Source organism: Alteromonas sp. AWQ4_252, assembly GCF_056158205.1.
In genome coordinates, this window is the sequence record NZ_JBSWSV010000001.1 from 4,521,743 (window position 1) to 4,538,347 (window position 16,605).

At 51.0% G+C, this 16,605-nt stretch carries 14 protein-coding genes; 6 read left to right on the top strand and 8 right to left on the bottom strand.

Annotation, left to right across the window (positions count from 1 at the left end; genetic code table 11):
• Window positions 1–51 precede the first annotated feature (51 nt).
• From ACXACM_RS19775 to ACXACM_RS19795, 5 genes are all read right to left on the bottom strand, one after another.
• Complete coding sequence (locus ACXACM_RS19775) at window positions 52–1,578, bottom strand: aldehyde dehydrogenase family protein (RefSeq protein WP_474823986.1); 1,527 nt, start codon at window positions 1,576–1,578, stop codon at window positions 52–54.
• A gap of 26 nt (window positions 1,579–1,604) precedes the next feature.
• Window positions 1,605–2,516, bottom strand: a complete 912-nt coding sequence (locus ACXACM_RS19780) for a polysaccharide deacetylase family protein (protein WP_474823988.1) — start codon at window positions 2,514–2,516, stop codon at window positions 1,605–1,607.
• Window positions 2,516–3,262: a maleate cis-trans isomerase family protein gene (locus ACXACM_RS19785; RefSeq protein WP_474823990.1), complete on the bottom strand. Its 747-nt coding sequence runs from the start codon at window positions 3,260–3,262 to the stop codon at window positions 2,516–2,518. Before ACXACM_RS19785 ends, ACXACM_RS19780 begins: the two co-directional genes overlap by 1 nt.
• A gap of 9 nt (window positions 3,263–3,271) precedes the next feature.
• Window positions 3,272–4,465, bottom strand: coding sequence for an FAD-dependent oxidoreductase (locus tag ACXACM_RS19790; RefSeq protein WP_474823992.1), 1,194 nt, complete (start codon window positions 4,463–4,465; stop codon window positions 3,272–3,274).
• A 61-nt stretch (window positions 4,466–4,526) separates the two neighbouring features.
• The gene (locus ACXACM_RS19795; RefSeq protein ID WP_474823994.1) at window positions 4,527–6,062 is read right to left on the bottom strand and encodes an aldehyde dehydrogenase family protein; all 1,536 of its coding nucleotides are present in this window, start codon (window positions 6,060–6,062) and stop codon (window positions 4,527–4,529) included.
• Between the two features lie 324 nt (window positions 6,063–6,386).
• On the opposite strand from ACXACM_RS19795, the gene ACXACM_RS19800 reads away from it, so the two are divergent.
• A complete protein-coding gene (locus ACXACM_RS19800; RefSeq protein WP_474823995.1) occupies window positions 6,387–6,905 on the top strand; it encodes a VOC family protein in 519 nt (172 codons plus the stop codon).
• Between the two features lie 18 nt (window positions 6,906–6,923).
• On the opposite strand, the gene ACXACM_RS19805 is transcribed toward ACXACM_RS19800, so the two are convergent.
• The gene (locus ACXACM_RS19805) at window positions 6,924–8,435 is read right to left on the bottom strand and encodes an alpha/beta fold hydrolase (protein WP_474823997.1); all 1,512 of its coding nucleotides are present in this window, start codon (window positions 8,433–8,435) and stop codon (window positions 6,924–6,926) included.
• A complete protein-coding gene (locus tag ACXACM_RS19810; RefSeq protein ID WP_474823999.1) occupies window positions 8,432–10,045 on the bottom strand; it encodes an FAD-binding oxidoreductase in 1,614 nt (537 codons plus the stop codon). The genes ACXACM_RS19805 and ACXACM_RS19810 overlap by 4 nt, the downstream gene beginning before the upstream one ends.
• A 198-nt stretch (window positions 10,046–10,243) precedes the next feature.
• Here ACXACM_RS19810 and ACXACM_RS19815 point away from each other — a divergent pair, with 198 nt between their 5' ends.
• Genes ACXACM_RS19815 through ACXACM_RS19835 form a run of 5 tightly spaced genes read left to right on the top strand, consistent with a single transcriptional unit; the run spans window position 10,244 to window position 15,591 of the window.
• Window positions 10,244–11,407 (top strand): FAD-dependent monooxygenase, encoded by a 1,164-nt coding sequence (locus ACXACM_RS19815; RefSeq protein ID WP_474824001.1) that lies wholly within the window; start codon window positions 10,244–10,246, stop codon window positions 11,405–11,407.
• 40 nt (window positions 11,408–11,447) lie between these two features.
• Window positions 11,448–12,845, top strand: a complete 1,398-nt coding sequence (locus tag ACXACM_RS19820) for an MFS transporter (RefSeq protein WP_474824003.1) — start codon at window positions 11,448–11,450, stop codon at window positions 12,843–12,845.
• Between the two features lie 30 nt (window positions 12,846–12,875).
• Window positions 12,876–14,042 carry an iron-containing alcohol dehydrogenase gene (locus ACXACM_RS19825; RefSeq protein ID WP_474824005.1) on the top strand — a complete coding sequence of 389 codons (1,167 nt, stop codon included), beginning with the start codon at window positions 12,876–12,878 and terminating at the stop codon, window positions 14,040–14,042.
• A 36-nt stretch (window positions 14,043–14,078) separates the two neighbouring features.
• Window positions 14,079–14,939 carry an isocitrate lyase/PEP mutase family protein gene (locus tag ACXACM_RS19830; RefSeq protein WP_474824007.1) on the top strand — a complete coding sequence of 287 codons (861 nt, stop codon included), beginning with the start codon at window positions 14,079–14,081 and terminating at the stop codon, window positions 14,937–14,939.
• A 22-nt stretch (window positions 14,940–14,961) separates the two neighbouring features.
• Window positions 14,962–15,591: an isochorismatase family protein gene (locus ACXACM_RS19835; RefSeq protein WP_474824008.1), complete on the top strand. Its 630-nt coding sequence runs from the start codon at window positions 14,962–14,964 to the stop codon at window positions 15,589–15,591.
• A 59-nt stretch (window positions 15,592–15,650) separates the two neighbouring features.
• On the opposite strand, the gene ACXACM_RS19840 is transcribed toward ACXACM_RS19835, so the two are convergent.
• A complete protein-coding gene (locus tag ACXACM_RS19840; RefSeq protein ID WP_474824010.1) occupies window positions 15,651–16,604 on the bottom strand; it encodes a hydroxymethylglutaryl-CoA lyase in 954 nt (317 codons plus the stop codon).
• Between the last annotated feature and the right edge of the window lies 1 nt (window position 16,605).

Below are 16,605 nucleotides of genomic sequence, written 5' to 3' on the forward strand. Positions count from 1 at the left end.
AAAAAGCCCTGCATTCTAGCAGGGCTTTCAGATTCAGCACTTAGTCCTGAATCACAACACCGCGCAGACGGTCTTCCATTCCAGATAGTTATCCAGCGCCTGTTTACCGCTATCGCGGCCGTAGCCAGACATCTTCATACCGCCAATGGGCAGTGCAGCATCAAACATCGAATGGCAGTTTATCCATACGGTGCCTGCGTCAATTTGACGGGATAAGCGGTGTGCAGCAGATAAATCCTGTGTCCACACACTGGCAGCCAGACCGTAGTCGTTGTCGTTACACCAGGCCAGTGCTTCCTCAATGTCATCGTAAGGTTCTGCCACCAGCACAGGGCCAAATACTTCTTCACAATGAATGGGCATATCCGGTGTGGTATTAGTGATGACCGTTGGCGTGATGTAAGTGCCATTTTCACCGGTGCGAACGCCGCCGGTGATCACTTTTGCTCCACTGGCTTTGGCCTGTTCAATGAACTGCTCTATCTTCTTCGCCTGCTCAACAGACACGACAGGCCCCATTTGAGTTGCCTGATCGAGGCCGTGCCCAAGCTGCATGCCTGAGCCGTATTGCGCAATGCCTTCAACCACTTTGTCGAAAATTGAGCGGTGGATATAGGCACGTGAATTGGCTACACATACCTGACCACCATTGAAGAAGATGCCATTGGCAATGCCGGGGATAGCCAGCTCAAGGTCAGCATCCGGCAATACCAACGCCGGAGACTTCCCGCCTAACTCAAGGGTTACCCTGGTCAGGTGCTTTTTGCTGGCATCCACAATGGCACGGCCAGTGGCAGTGGAACCTGTGAATGCAATTTTATCAACGCCTTTATGGCCGGTAAGTGCAGCACCGCAATTTGCGCCGTCACCGGTAACCACGTTCACAACACCTGCTGGTACGCCGGCTTCTGTAATCAGTTCGGCAAGGCGCAGGGCGCTTAAAGAAGTCAGCTCAGCAGGCTTATGTACAATAGTACACCCCGCGGCCAGTGCCGGTGCAATTTTCATTGCCGTGAGGATAAGTGGAGAATTCCATGGCGTTACCGCAGCAACCACACCAACCGGCTGTCGATCAGTCCAGGCATGCACCTGCTTACCCTCGGGTTGGTAATTGATTGATGTGTTAACGGTATTGCCATCAAGTGACAATGCCTGACCGGCAAAAAAGCGGAACTGATTAGCCGTTGCCGGAATTTCAGCCCAGCGGGCAACATAGTATGGCTTACCCTGGTCCAGCACTTCCAGTTCGCACAACTCATCCATATTCGCTTCAATTAGATCAGCAATACGGTTAAGTACGGCACTTCTTTCAAGCGGTGTATAGGCTGCCCACGCACCTTTCAGTGCTGCACGGGCGGCTTCCACAGCGGCATCAACGTCTTCTGCCGTGGCATTAGCAATGCGGGCCAGTAACTTGCCTGTGGCCGGATCGGTCGTTTCCAGATAACCTGCTTTTGCAGGCGCCTGATAAGCCCCGTTGATGTAAAGCTGCTTGTCCTGGACACAAGACAGCAACGCTTTAACATTTTCCGTTTGCGGTGCCGGCGTGGCACCGTCATTCACGACGATTTGTGACATGGTTGACTCCTCTGTTTTCATACAGATTAAAGTTGACCGGGAATGTGTGACGCCTGCTGTTCTGTGTACCAGTCAGCAATTTCTTCCCGGGTTGCCCACCATACGCCGGGCAGGGTTTTGGCATATTCAATGAATTCGCGGATAGCGCGGATGCGGTATGCACGGCCGGTGACGTGAGGATGCAAACCTACGTTCATGATCCGCGCTTGTTTCTCGCCTTCTTTATAGAGCTCATTCAGCTCTTCAATCAGAATGTCGCGATATTCATCTGTGGTGTGTCCACGGCGGGTAATGATGGTGAAGTCATTAATTTCATTGCTGTAAGGCACAGAAACAATAGGGCCACTGTCTGTTTTTATCATGTAGGGCTGGTCATCGTTCATGATATCGCAATAGAACTTATAGCCCTCTTCCGCCAGAATCTTCGGCGTATTCAACGTACCGCGCAGTGACGACGACAACCAGCCTTTCGGACGGCGGCCAACATGCTTTTCGTACATGTCGATGGAGCGGGAAATCACTTCCCGTTCTTTGGCTTCGTCATGAGCAAAGTTAGTCAGCAACTCACCTTGTTCATAGTTGTGGGTAATCAGCTCCCAACCGCGGTCAAGACAGGCTTGTACCATGGGGTTACGACGCTCAAATGTGACCGCATTGGTGGTACAGCTGGCTTTCACACCAAGCTCATCAAACAGGTCGTACATGCGCCAGATCCCAACGCGCTGACCGTATTCACGCCAGGTGAAATTCGGGTAATCAGGAATGTTACCGGGCAGTGTATCCGGTAATACAGCCGGGCCGCCGGCATAGTAAGGTGCATCGGTATCTTTAATCAGATCCCAGGTTTCCAGGTTAAAAGTCAGGATCAGCGCAACACGCTTGTCCTCAGGCCATTTTAACTGCCCACGCTGGCTAATCGGTACATAATCGTATTGCATCAAAGTTCCTCCAGTAGACGACCAAAACCGGACACTTTGTCGGTAATGCCGTTTGCACGCAGAGCATGCCAGTAAGTTGCCGTATTGATTGCGACAACCGGCTTATTGAGTTCCTGTTCAAGGCGACCTGCCAGACGGGCCATACACAGGTTGGTTCCTACCTGCAAAATGGCATCAACGTTATCGTCGTTCATCTGCTCCACCACCTCGCGAACCTGCTTATGGGTAATTTCAGCAATGGCTGTCCAGGTAGGCGCGCGGAAAGGATGGTCGGCAACGGTTTCAAAGCCGTAATCACTGAGGAAGTTACGTACTTCTGTGTTTGCAACAGGGTAGTAAGGTGACAGGAAAGCGACTTTCTTAATGCCACCAATGGCTTTAAAGGCTTCCACAACAGAAACCGAACCAATAGACGACTTCACACCGGCAACTTCTTCAATGTTGCTCTGCCATTGTTCAGCACCTTTGGCACCGCCATAAAATGTAATGGCAGACATGCCCATAACCAGATAATCCGGTGCGCAGGTCATCACACCGCGAACCGCATCTACGGTGCCTTGATCAATCAGCGCCGTCCCTTTAAGAAAGGTCTCGTCAGACAGTGCGTTTGCATTATCAACGATAATGCGGCTGTAGTGATTGGTTACACCAGCAGGACGCATTTCATCCATTTCCGGCTGTACGGTGGTGTTGGTCGACGGTCCTAAAACACCAAATTTTGCGCGGTAACCTAATACGTCAGTCATTATTGCCTCCTACACAATGCTTTTTTCAAGCTCAAGGCTTTGGTACATGGCCTGGCGGCGCAGGAAGGCCTTACGTTTAATATCGTCGTCGCGGGTATCTTTCATTTCCTGTAAACGCATGGCATGGTTTTCTTCAGGGCTGTGTTCCAGCAACTTTTTGTTCTGCATGGTCTGCGCCTGGATGAAGCTGTGCGTTACCGGGCGGCGCTGGCGATCATACAGTTCAAAGCGTTCGTCATCGTGACCTTCGGTGAGGTTGGCAGCAATTTTGTCGCACAGATTCCATGCATCATGAATACCGCTGTTCATACCGAAGCCGCCTAAAGGGTTGTTCATGTGGCAGGCATCGCCCACCAGGCACACGCGGCCAAAGTTAAACTGCTTCGCCACCCGCTGATGCACACGGTAAATGGTGCGGTGTTCTGTTTTAATGTCTTCACGGCCAATAAGGTCGCGGAACACCTGATTTTTCTTTTCATCCGACAACAGGTATTCGTCTGGCTGATCTTCCGGTGCGGGCACCAGAATGCGCCAGACACTGGGCACACGCAGCAGTACCATCCACTCTTTAGGATCTGAAACGTAGTTCACGTACTCAAGATCAGGGATGTAGTCTTTAAGCTCTGTTTTGGTAGACAGCGTGAGGAATTTCTCCGGGTAGGTGAAACCTTCAAACTCGACGCCCAGCCATTTGCGAATAATAGAGTTACCACCATCGGCCGCCACCAGATATTTGGCCTGCACTTTCTCAATGGCAAACGGGCCTTCCAGCGCCACTTCCACGCCATCTTCTGTCTGTTCAAAGTGAACCAGCCGGTGGTTAAATTTCACCTCGGCTTTCGGGTGGGCATCCAGCTTTTCTGCAATCATGCTGGCCAGCACATGCTGTTCGCATTGCAGCCGATATGGGAATTTTTCTTCCCCTTCCAGTTCAGACAAATCAAACTCAACGGTTTCGCCGCTTTCACGCTCACGGAAATGATATTTGGGCGCTTTCAGGCCTTTCTCGATAAGAGTTTCAGCAATACCAATTTCGTCCAGCATCTCCAGCGTTGGCGGGTGAAAGGTGGAAGCCCGCAAGTCGATGGCACAATTCGGACCTGCTTCACACAGCATCACATCAAATCCCATGGTTGCCAGACGATACGCTGCTACTGTACCTACCGGTCCGGCACCGGCTACGATTACCTGAGTTTTTTTCATAGTTTTTTTACCTTATTTCTTCTGCACTGCCGGGACTTTCCGTGCAATGCATTTTCAGGGTTCACTGACGCGCAGACAGTCGGGCTGTTACTGCTTTTGTTTCCAGATAAGCATCAAGTCCTTCACGTCCAAATTCCCGGCCCCAGCCGGATTGTCCGTAACCTCCGAACGGAATATTGGTTCCGATGGCGCCGTGGCAGTTCACCGATACCTGACCTGCGCGAATACGCGCGACCAGAGCGTGAGCAGTACTGAGACTTTCAGTCCAGACACTGCCCGACAGGCCATACTCGGTGTCGTTTGCTATGGCGGCGATCTCGTCAAGATTGGTAGTACTGAATGACTGAATAGCCATGACCGGGCCAAAGATTTCTTCTCTGACAATGGCCATGTCTCTGTGGCATCCGGTGAAAATCGCGGGCTCAACAAAATGTCCGTTACCCGCCAGCGGGCGGCCGCCGTAAACCAGCTTCGCGCCTTCTTCCTGACCTTTGCTGATATAGCCGAGCACCTTTTCTTTGTGGCCGGCAGAGATGAGTGGGCCGAGGAAGGTTTCCGGCTCCAGACCATGACCAATTTTGAGCGATGAGGTAAATGCAATAAGCTTCTCTACCACCTCATCATGCAGACTTTCATGGATAAAAATGCGGGTGCCGGCCATGCAGTTTTGTCCCTGCAGGAAGAATGTCGCCAGGGCAATGCCAGGGACGACAAGCTCCACATCGGCGTCGGGCATCACCACCACCGGGGATTTTCCGCCCAGCTCCAGCGACACCTTTTTAAGGTTACCCATAGCGGCAGATATCACCTTGCGGCCTGTGGCGGTAGAGCCGGTAAATGATACTTTGTCCACATCAGGATGAGCTGACAACCGAGCACCGGCATCGTGGCCATAACCATTTACAATATTCACAACACCATCAGGGAAGCCGGTTTCTTTGAGTAACTGCCCGAGCAATAAAATGGACAGAGGCGTTTCTTCCGATGGCTTCACAACAACCGTGCACCCTGCTGCAAGGGCAGGCGCCAGTTTTAAAACGGCGGTAGAAATGGGTACGTTCCACGGCACAATGAGTCCGGCAACACCTACCGGCTCTTTCAGCGTATAGGTAAGCGCTTCGGCTTCCATTGCAACATGTCTGGGAGGCTGGGTCGTGGTGCCTTCGATGTGTTGAGCACAACCGGCGTAGTAGTCGAACATCTCACTGATATTTTCAACAGTCAGTGCAGCAATAAACCGGGGCATGCCGTTGTCGAGCACTTCCAGTTCGGTAAACACTTCTGCATGCGCTGCAATTGCAACGGCTAACTTTTTCAGTAACTTTGCACGCTCGAAATGAGAAAGTAACGACCAGGGACCGTTAAACGCCGCTCTTGCCGCCTTTACTGCATTATCAATATCATCTTCCGTGCCGGTACATACCGTAGCCAACTTCTCAGCGGTAGCAGGGTCGTAACTGTTCAGCGTATTACCCTTCACGCCTTCTATATGTTCGCCATTAATGAGCAGTTTATGGGGTTGAGCTAAAAATGCCTTCGTTGCGTCTGATACATGTGCAATACCTGACCAGGAAGGATCTACAATGTCGCTTTGCATGGCTGTCTCCAAATCCGGTGCAAAAGCGCGGGTCTGAGTAGTGCTTTTGCTCGTGGGATTCACCTTATAGCCAATGTCTGTGCCCCTCTATGACAAATATCAATCGCCCGGTCTGAACTGTTTTTTACTCGTCTGCGCCCCACCAGCCACGTGAAACCCGGCACTTGTTTTTGATTTATGTCATTGCAGAACAAATTGTTATATACCTAACTAAATACAATGAAATCGCGTGCTGGCTGTTTTTCTGTACCTCAGGTTGTCCAGAAAAAGACTTTACACATATCACCTTAAACTAGGTCAAATGCTCTGGTGTGGACGAAAACGATGACTACTATGACCCCGCCGCCTGTTTCGGCACTAATCCGCAGCGCTTTATTTGTTCGCGACCGGAAGCGCTCAAAACAGTTTTATCAGGCGCTGGGTTTAACAAACCTGTATTTCGAAGGCGTGTTATCTCATCCTTCAGCCAGTGAAGTACTGGGGTTAAGTGAACACCGGCCTTACGAAGTCAGCATTGTAAAAAGTGAAGGCCCGAATTTCGGCATGGTGGGCCTGTTTGAAATAGCCCGCTCGGACACAGATGAACCGGTGCGAAGTGGCCCTGCCCGATACGGAGAAAGTGCGCTGGTTTTCTATGTGGACAATTTAGACGTTATTTTGCCGGCGCTCCGTGCTGCCGGAGCCAGCTGGACTGGCACAGCGGTCACATTCGAACTGGGGCACTTTTGTCAGCGTGAAATATGCTTGCGGGATCCTGACGGTTTTCTGCTTAATCTGGTGGAAAGACCGCCCTCAGGGCAATTGCAAAGCGGCCCTGAAATGGAATTTACGCCACTGGATTGAACTGCGGCTTACGCGGTATTAACGCACGGCATCCAGCAGCAGGTTACCACTCTTCCAGCCAGCCATCAGATCCAACAGTGCAATTTGCAGTTCAGGGACTGTGAGCTCGCCACGTCCCTGACTAATACATGCTTCTTCCCTGCGATACCAGGGGGAGAATAAATAGCTGTCCCGCAAGTAATGCCAGGCGGTCTGAAAATGGGCGCCTGAGGATTCAGGCGTAAGGTCCGGCGCTTTCGCCAGAGCAACATCCGTATCATCATCGAAGTGCAGCTTACCCAGTGCAATACCGGCATGGTCAGGTACAAACAATACGTCTGTCTGCACTCCATGTGGCTTACAGCGGGCAAATTCACCGGCCAGATAGCCACTGCGCCCAACAAACACCAGTTCGATATCCGGTGTTTTCAAAGTCTCAATCAATGTAACCAGTGTCTTTGCCGTTTCTGCAGCTGACAGCGGTTCGCCGGCCGTGTAACCGTGCCCGGGTAGATCCGGGGCAATGACGTAATGATTTTCAGATAAATCACTGATTAACTCTCTGCATTGCCGGACACTCTGAAAAAGATCATGCACCACCAGCACGGGGGTAGCTTGCGGGTCTCCGCTGAATTCACAATACAGCCCGGTCTTTCCGGCGCGGATAAACTGACGTTCGGGATGAGAGTTTTGTGCCACAGGGTCTGCCGGCAGGCTCACATTCGCACAACGTCCATAAATGAACGCAATGGTCTTTTGCGGAATCGCCGGGTAGTCTTCAGTTATCGTCACAGAAACGTTTGCCGGAAGTGGCGGGTAATGGGGCACGTAATGCACCAGTGCGTCCGGTTTGGCCACAATCAGCATTGTCGGTACAGATAAGGCGCTGACGTCCGGCGATATATCGTAATCCAGAACAGCGCGATAACCGGTTTGATAATGCTCGCCCGCCATAAGAATTTCCAGCGCACTTTCATGCATTTCTTCCACACTGGCGGGCCAGTGAATACGATGCTCCGGTGACTGTTTATACCAGGGATAGTAACAATGCTGATCGCGAATTCTGGACCACACCCCGGCAAGGTGTTCACCCGTCCTGGAAGGCGGAAATTGCGGAAAATAATGGGCGACCAGTTCGTCTCTTGTGGCCTGATCATTAATCAAAATACCATTTGCCACCAGTCCGCTTACGCGATCAGGGTAGCGGACGGCCAGCCTGACTCCGAATATCGCCCCGGAATGGCTGCCAAATACCACCGGCGTATTCAGAGACAAGGCATCAAATAAGGCAATGAGCGCATCAACAAAATCATCGATGCTTGCCTTCGTGTCTGCAAGAGGTGCAGATAAGCCGTAGCCCGGCGTGTCGGGCGCAAAAACACTGAAGTGGGGCGCAAGCTGACGCATAAACGGCTCAAGTTCAGCAGAACTCTTTGGCGACTGATGTATTAACACCACAGGCTGACCTTTGCCTGCATGCCGGTAATGCACAGTGCGGTCTGCAACCTGCACAAAATGACGGGTTATCACTTCCCTGTCAGCTGCCGTCATGCTTTATCGCCGAATCCCAGATTAGCCGGTGCCAGTATACCTTTATCATCCACATGGGCTTTCAGTGCGTCGACCATGTTTAATGTGACCGGTTGTAACCGGTCACGATAGGGGTAAGCCTTACCTAACTGGAAGTTAATCGCGCCGTGTTTCACAAATAAATCAGTCAGTGCGCTTTTAAGTTCATGCACATATTCACGGGCAACCTGATTAGCCGGATAGACGGGCAATTTGCTAAGGTAATCCGCTGGCACAACCTGTCGGTGGTAGTCGGTAATTTCATCTGGCCAATACAGCGCTATTTCGTACAGAAAGCCCGAAGAAGCTACAGTAGCAAACATACCACCGTACCAGATCCCCAATTCGTCCATCTTATTTTTACGGGCCGCATAAAAAGCTTCCAGCTCTTTGTGAAAAGCCGCTACGGCGGAATGGGGAAGAATGCCGTGAAGGGGAACCCAGCGCTCGCCGGCCGGTCCCAGGGTGTTGTAAAAGGGTGCGAAGGGCATCCCTCTTACTACCGCAGGCACGGTGGCCGGAATTTCCTGACCGAATGACTGGTTAATTTCGCGGATACGGTGGATTCGACTTTTCGCTTCCGCATCATTCACCCCTTCAACAATGTAGTGCGTCATATAGGGTGACTGACTGATGACTTTACGGGCAGATACCGCTGACGTGAACAGTTGCTTTATACCAGACCACAACGACGGCGAACTTTTCAGGATCGACAATGCCATTTTGACAACCTGTCCCGCGTTATCCTGTCGTGCAATTTGCCCCTGAGACAATGCGCCATCAAGGGAGAAATGCGTATCTTCCAGTCTTTCCAGCGAAATGCGCCGCATGGACTCATGCATGGTTTCAAAATCGTCAAAAGCAAAGGAAATAGTCTGGTGCGCGGGACGTGGCCTTATCAGCGGGAGTGTAACGGTGGCTTTTACACCGAGGGCGCTGCAGTCGCCGGTAAACAATCCCGTCAGATCCGGGCCGAAATGACGGCAAAAGGGCGTGCTGCCAGCACCTGCAGAACCTGTATCCAATATATCACCGTTAGCCAGTACCACTTTAACCGCCTGCACGCTTTGTGCAGAAATGCCATATGCACCTGAACCGTGACTGATTGTGTTTTGTGACACCGAGCCGCCTACGGTGGCGTGCATTCCTGAAAATGGTCCCCAAAAAGGTGTCCGCCAGCCTTTTTCAGCTAGCGTGTCTTTCAGTACCGCCCAGGTCACCCCCGCTTCAACGGTAACGTAAGCGTCCTGTTCATTGATTTCCAGGATCCGGTTCATTTTGCTCATATCCAGCAAAATCTGCGGGCCTTGTTCAATCAGATAACCATCGGTGTAAGAAGCACCGCCTCCCCGAACCGATACACCCACACTCTCTTTGTAACAGACGCGCATAACTGCCTGTAGCTGCTCTGAATCAAGGATGGTGACCACCGCAACCGGAGACGCTTTCTGACGATAAACGTCGGTATATAAATGCCTCGCCCGGGATGCATCCATCACATTCTCAGCCCCTGCCGCATGACGTATTTCATCGACAAAATTGTCTGATTTCAGAGTTTGCTCAGGTGATTCTGCAGGCGTAGTGATCGTCATAAAAAACCTTGTTTGCTGATTTCGTATTTCTCGTTTGCGAGTGCCGGAGCATCTGCGTGTATGCCAGCAAACATACTACTTTGCGGCGCGCGGCGTCTTTGACAATTGTCATGGCTGGCAGCCTGTGAATATGGAGACTAGAAGCACAGTTAATACGCTCCCAAAGCGAATACGCTACGGTAACGAAGGAATAGAATTATGCAAACGTTAAACATTGCTGTGGTTGGTGCAGGTATTGCCGGTTTGACGGCTGTCATCGCTCTAGCCAGAGCAGGTCATACTGTTCAGTTGTTTGAATCAGCACCGCAACTGGGAGACGTGGGTGCAGGTATCACTCTGGCGCCGAATGCAATGCGCGGACTGGACTACATCGGTGTTGGCGATACTATTGTTGAAACTGGTATGGAGCCGTCCACACAGACCATCGATCACTGGTCTGGCGGAAATAACCTGCTGACCGTAGACCGTTCGGATACAAAGCAACAGTACAACGCAGCCTATGTGTATATTCACCGTGCGGATTTGCACAAAATCCTTGTCACTGCGGCAGAGAAAGAAGGTGCTCAGTTGCATCTTGGTAAGCACTTAAAAACCATCGACAGCAATGAAGGTGGTGCAACCTTGTATTTTGCCGATGATACACAATACGATGCCGATCTGGTCATCGGTGCTGATGGCCTTAAATCGGTAACCCGCCAGCTTTTTAATCCGCAGCCTCCTCACTTCACGGGCCACATTGCATACCGTGCACTGGCGCCGGCTTCACCGGCTATCCAGAAACTGATCGATCAGCCCGGCATGCATATCGGCCCTGGTAAAATGGTGGTTCGCTATCCCCTTCGCAAAGGCGACATTCTGAACCTGGTGTTTTTCGTTCGCCAAAGTGGCTGGGAAGAAGATGGCTGGTCGATTCCTGCTGATCTTGACGAACTAAAGCAACACTTTGACGGCTGGTGCACTGACGTACAAACCCTGCTGAATGAAATCAAGCCCGGCACGGTTTTCAAATGGGCTATCAACGCTCATAAACCGCTGTCAGACGGCTGGTCAAAAAATGATTCCGTCACCCTTATCGGAGATGCGGCCCATGCCATGACGCCATTTCTTGGGCAGGGTGCAGCTACCGGCATCGAGGATGCCATCATGCTAACACGTGCCATTAACGACGCTGATTCGATGAAAGAAGCCCTTCAAAGGTATGAGACCTCACGCTTTGACCGCACCAGTTTCATTCAACAGGAATCTAACGAGAACGCAGATCGCTTACAAGGAAATGAAGCTGAGATGTATGGTCTGGGTAATCTTCGCAATGAAGAAACCCTGGGCCTGTTTAACTATGACTGTGTAAGCGAGCCAGTATGACCGCGACACTCTTTTTACACGTGGCCGCGAGGAACACATAATGACACAAGCCGTCGAAAGTACAGCTGATCAGGCTGTTATCAGCACTTCAAAAGTACCGCTTATCACAAAGCTGCTCTACGGGAGCGGTCAGATTGGCGGCCAGCTATTCCGTGATGCCCCGGCAGCGCTGTTACCTCTGTTCATGACCACGATGCTGGGCGTTTCTGCCTGGGTTGCCGGTATAGTTGTTCTCATCCCTAAACTGTGGGTGATTATTTGCGACCCGGCAATGGGCGTGTGGTCAGACAAACTGAAGCCACATCATTCCCGTCGCCCTTTCCTGGCGGCCGGTGGCCTGCTTACCGGCCTGAGTTTTATGGCGCTGTTCAGTTTCAGTGAATTTTCCTCGCCAACGATGGCAGCGATAGTTATCGGCATATTGTTCCTGGTTGCATCCACAGCATTCAGTGCGTTTTCAGTGCCTTACCTCGCCATGGCATCCGAGCTTTCATCTGATGCCCATGAACGGACCAAGGTACTGTCTGTGCGTATGATTTTCGTCATCGTTGGCGTAATTATGGGCATAGGGCTGGCTCAGCCGCTGGTTTATAAACTCGGTGGTGATGCCGCCGCATGGCGAACAATGGCCATTCTGTTCGGTGGCATTTGTGTGGTTGCTATGCTCGCAACAGCCTTTGGTGTACCCCGTAATTTCGGACAGAGTTCACAGGATGATCCGCGCAAATTACTCAGCAGATTTGCATCCGTGAAAGAAAATAAGCCCTTCATGGTACTGGCTGCCACTTATCTTGTACAAACCATTGCTCAGGCATGTGGCTACGCCGTTGTTGGCTTCATTTTCTTATATGCGGTTGCTGACATTACGCTTCTGTTTCCTTTTGTAATCGTGATGTGTACAGGTTCGATACTGAGTCAGCCAATGTGGGTGAAGTTGTCCGGCAAATGGGGTAAAGAAGCTGCCTTCTGGGTAGCCTGCATTGGCTGGATGCTGATTACCATTACCTGGCTCTGGGTTAAACCCGGCGACGACGTGCTGATGACATTACCCGGCTGGGGTGAGATGTCGACAGAGCATTTCCTTGTACTTTGCCGCGCGGTGCTTATCGGCTGTACCAATTCAGGCTTTGCCCTGCTTGTCTTCTCACTGCTTACCGATGTCATCGACAAACAACGTCAAAACAAAGGAACGGTGGATGAAGGTCTGTTCTCAGGCTTTTTCTCCGCCACAGAAAAGCTGGCGTTCGCCCTCGGTCCGGTCCTGGCAGGTGCATTTTTAAGCTACACAGGATTTCAATCTTCAACCGGCGGAGCCACTGAACAGGCGCCGGAAGCCATTCACGGCATGGTACTGCTTTATTCGGTTGTACCTGCAGCGATTATGGCCATCAGCCTGTTGATTTTCACGCGTTACAAACGCGCGATGCAGAGCATGTAATTAGCAGTTTTAGGAATAACAGGATACCCCATGACAAGCATTAATTTTGAGTTTATGTCAGTCCCGAAAATCGTGTGTTCCCCCGGCGCAGCCGGCACACTGGCTGAACATTGCCGCGCACTTGCAATAACACGTCCCATGCTGGTTACCGACAAGGGTTTGCTGGCAACCGGCATCCTGAAGCCGGTCATCAGCAAACTGGAGACTGAGGGACTGGCCGCCTTTGTGTACAGTGATATTCAGGCAGATCCTCCTGAGCACATTGTGCTTTCAGCAAAGCAGGCGGCGATAGACGCCGGCACTGACGGTATTATCGCGGTGGGTGGTGGAAGCAGCCTGGATGTAGCAAAGCTGATAGCAGCACTGGTGCCCGGCGACCAGCCTCTGCAGGAAATGTATGGCATTGATCAGATAAAGCAAAAACGTTTGCCATTAATCCTGGTGCCTACCACCGCTGGTACCGGCTCAGAAGTGACGCCAATCTCTATCATTACCACCGGCGAAACCACAAAGTCCGGTGTGGTTTCTCATCAACTGTTACCGGATATTGCGCTACTGGATGCAGAGCTGACCCTGGGCCTGCCACCATCTATTACAGCAGCTACAGGTATTGATGCCATGGTGCATGCCATCGAAGCCTTTACCAGCAAGAAAAAGAAAAATCCGTATTCGGATATGCTGGCAAAAGAAGCTTTACGACTCATTTCGTCAAATCTGCTTACCGCCGTACGTCAGGGCAATAATGTGGAAGCCCGTTCGCAAGTTCTGCTCGGCGCTATGTTGGCGGGACAGGCATTTGCCAATGCGCCAGTTGCTGCAGTACACGCACTGGCTTATCCGTTAGGAGGCAATTACCACATTCCCCACGGACTTAGTAATGCGTTGGTCTTACCCCACGTGCTGCGGTTCAATGCAAGCGATGACTGGGCAATAGAACAGTACGCGCAACTAATGACCTGTGTAACCACCGATAAATCCTGTGGTGACACCCAGCTCGATTGTGCACATTTCATTGAGCTGATAGAAGCAATGCTGATTGACGTGGCCATTCCACGTACTTTGTCGGCGCTGAATATACCCGAATCCGATCTGCCAAAACTGGCAAACGAAGCCATGCAACAACAACGTCTTCTGGTAAATAACCCGCGTTATTTAAGTGAAGCCGATGCACTGGCCATTTATCAGGCGGCCTGGTAGGCCCCCCAACCCACATTGACTCACCTGGAATTCAATATGTCTAAATCAATTTTGCGAGAAAAAATCAGTAAGGGAGAGTTTGTTTTTGCTCCCGGTATTCAGGATATGATCACTGCCGTTGTTGCTAATAAAGTCGGCTTCGATGTTGTTTATGGCAGTGGCTACTGGCTGACTGCATCAGGCTATGGTTTGCCGGATGCGGGTGTTGTGAGTTACACCCAGATGTTGGATCGCATGGCGACACTGGTTAAAACCAGTAACGCTGCTGTCATGGCAGATGCCGACACCGGCTTTGGCGGCCTGCTGAATGTTCACCATACAGTGAAAGGCTATCAGGAAGCGGGTGTCGCAGCCATTCAGATGGAAGACCAGGAGTTTCCTAAAAAATGCGGCCATACTCCGGGTCGCCGTGTTATTCCGGTGGATGACATGGTTGAAAAAATTAAAGTGGCGGTAGATGCACGTACTGACGAAGATATGATGATTATTGCCCGTACAGATGCTCTGCATGCCGAAGGGCTTGAAGCCTCGATAAAACGTTGTAACGCTTACCGTCGCGCTGGTGCTGACATCATCTTCCTCGAAGCGCTTACCAACGAAGAAGAAATGCGTAGAGCCTGTGAGGCAGTCGATGCCCCAATGATGGCTAACATGTCTAACGGTGGCTTTACCCCGATGTACAGCGCTGAAAAAATGCAGGACATTGGCTTCAGTGTCGCTATTGCTCCGTCTTTACCCGCCCTTGCAGCCGCCAACGCCGTTGAAAAAGCCCTGATTGCCATGAAAGAGCAAGGCAGCCCTGAACCAACAGGTGTGCCAATCAATAACTTCAAAGAGTTCTGTTCACTTATCGGTTTCGAAGATGTATGGGCGTTTGAGAAGAAGTGGGCGAAATAGGCCTCGCTGGAAGGATTAAAAAATGAGTGAAAATTTAGACGCGAACTACGCAAGCGTATATAACAACCGCATCGGCTTCGGTAAGAAGCCGGCACTGGTACTGATAGACTTCGTTGAAGCTTATTATGATAAGTCCTGCGACCTGTACGCCGATGTTGAAGATGCACTTGCATCTGCAATCCGTGTGCTCGACGCTGCCCGTGATGCAGGTATTCCTGTGATCTATACCAATGTGGTTTATCATCCTTCAGGCTTTAACGGTGGCACATTCTTTAAAAAGGCAAAGCCGCTTCGCTACTTAACAGAGGGTTCGCCCATGGGCGCCTGGGCGAAAGGTCTGGCACCGAAAGAAAACGAGCTGGTTATTTCAAAGCAGTATCCCAGCGCGTTTTTCGGAACATCACTGGCCTCTACGCTGACAGCAGCGGGTATTGATTCTGTATTGTTGACAGGTCTAACAACCAGTGGCTGTGTTCGCGCCAGCTGTGTAGACGCCTGTTCAAACGGTTTCATTCCTATTGTTGTAGAAGAAGCCTGTGGAGACCGTCATGAGGCACCGCATCAGGCAAATCTTTTCGATATGAACGCGAAATACGCCGATGTAGTTAAAGAAATGGAAGTAATTGATTACCTGAAATCCCTTTCAGCGTAACTTTTCAGAGCAGCAAATACAGAACGCGGCGAAGGCTTTTCCTTTGCCGCGTTTTTTGTTCAGGCCAGTTGCTGCGGCGTTTTCATATCAAAGCCCTTCGGCAGACCTGCATCAGGGGTGAAGCCGTACAATTCAACCTCTGTCGGTAAACTTTGGCGCAGAATTTTTCGCGCCTGCAGCAGTTTCCCGAACTGTACGCCGGTTTTTAGCCCCATCCCTTCCAATAAGAAAACCAAATCTTCGGTTACTATGTTACCAGAAGCTCCGGGGGCAAACGGGCAACCACCAATTCCGGCCATCGACGAATCAATCGTTCGCAAGCCGACTTCCAGTGCCATCATCACGTTCGCAAATCCCTGACCACGGGTATTGTGAAGGTGAATACCGGTAAGCTTATCTTTGCCTACTGCGGCCCATACACCTGTCGTCAGATTTTTCACCTGCAGCGGCGTACCGTAGCCTGTAGTATCCGACAGGCCTACCTCATCACATCCTGCTTCTATAAGTTGTTCTGCCAGACCGAAAACTTTACTTTCTGGCACCTTACCTTCAAGGGTGCAACCAAATGCGGTTGACAAACCGCCCTCAAAAACAGGCCGCTCCCCTTCAGGTAACGTGTTAATCAGTTCACGGATTTGTCTGACTTCTTCGAGCATTTGCACATGAGTACGGCGGACATTCTTCAGACTATGCGTTTCAGACACAGATAACGGAATCGTGATCTTGTGCGCGCCAGCTTTGACGGCATTTTCAGCACCACGGTAATTAGGTACAAGTACGGCGACATTAAGATTATCGATAGTTCTGGCGTGAGCCACTAACTCTGCAGTGTCAGCCAGTTGCGGCAGTATTTTTGCCGGCACAAATGAGCCTACTTCGATTTCGGGGATCCCGGCAGCTGCCAGTGCCGAAATCCAACGTTTTTTGTCTACTGTGGCCATTATTGGCGTAATGCTCTGCAATCCGTCTCTGGGGCCCACTTCACTAATTTCTACATCAAACTGCATAGTCATA

Coding starts and splice junctions, on each gene's coding strand:
- ACXACM_RS19780 (WP_474823988.1), bottom strand. CDS start 2,516: ATGCAATACGATTATGTACCGATTAGCCAGCGTGGGCAGTTAAAATGG.
- ACXACM_RS19795 (WP_474823994.1), bottom strand. CDS start 6,062: ATGCAAAGCGACATTGTAGATCCTTCCTGGTCAGGTATTGCACATGTA.
- ACXACM_RS19815 (WP_474824001.1), top strand. CDS start 10,244: ATGCAAACGTTAAACATTGCTGTGGTTGGTGCAGGTATTGCCGGTTTG.
- ACXACM_RS19825 (WP_474824005.1), top strand. CDS start 12,876: ATGACAAGCATTAATTTTGAGTTTATGTCAGTCCCGAAAATCGTGTGT.
- ACXACM_RS19800 (WP_474823995.1), top strand. CDS start 6,387: ATGACTACTATGACCCCGCCGCCTGTTTCGGCACTAATCCGCAGCGCT.
- ACXACM_RS19775 (WP_474823986.1), bottom strand. CDS start 1,578: ATGTCACAAATCGTCGTGAATGACGGTGCCACGCCGGCACCGCAAACG.
- ACXACM_RS19790 (WP_474823992.1), bottom strand. CDS start 4,465: ATGAAAAAAACTCAGGTAATCGTAGCCGGTGCCGGACCGGTAGGTACA.
- ACXACM_RS19810 (WP_474823999.1), bottom strand. CDS start 10,045: ATGACGATCACTACGCCTGCAGAATCACCTGAGCAAACTCTGAAATCA.
- ACXACM_RS19840 (WP_474824010.1), bottom strand. CDS start 16,604: ATGACTATGCAGTTTGATGTAGAAATTAGTGAAGTGGGCCCCAGAGAC.
- ACXACM_RS19835 (WP_474824008.1), top strand. CDS start 14,962: ATGAGTGAAAATTTAGACGCGAACTACGCAAGCGTATATAACAACCGC.
- ACXACM_RS19785 (WP_474823990.1), bottom strand. CDS start 3,262: ATGACTGACGTATTAGGTTACCGCGCAAAATTTGGTGTTTTAGGACCG.
- ACXACM_RS19805 (WP_474823997.1), bottom strand. CDS start 8,435: ATGACGGCAGCTGACAGGGAAGTGATAACCCGTCATTTTGTGCAGGTT.
- ACXACM_RS19830 (WP_474824007.1), top strand. CDS start 14,079: ATGTCTAAATCAATTTTGCGAGAAAAAATCAGTAAGGGAGAGTTTGTT.
- ACXACM_RS19820 (WP_474824003.1), top strand. CDS start 11,448: ATGACACAAGCCGTCGAAAGTACAGCTGATCAGGCTGTTATCAGCACT.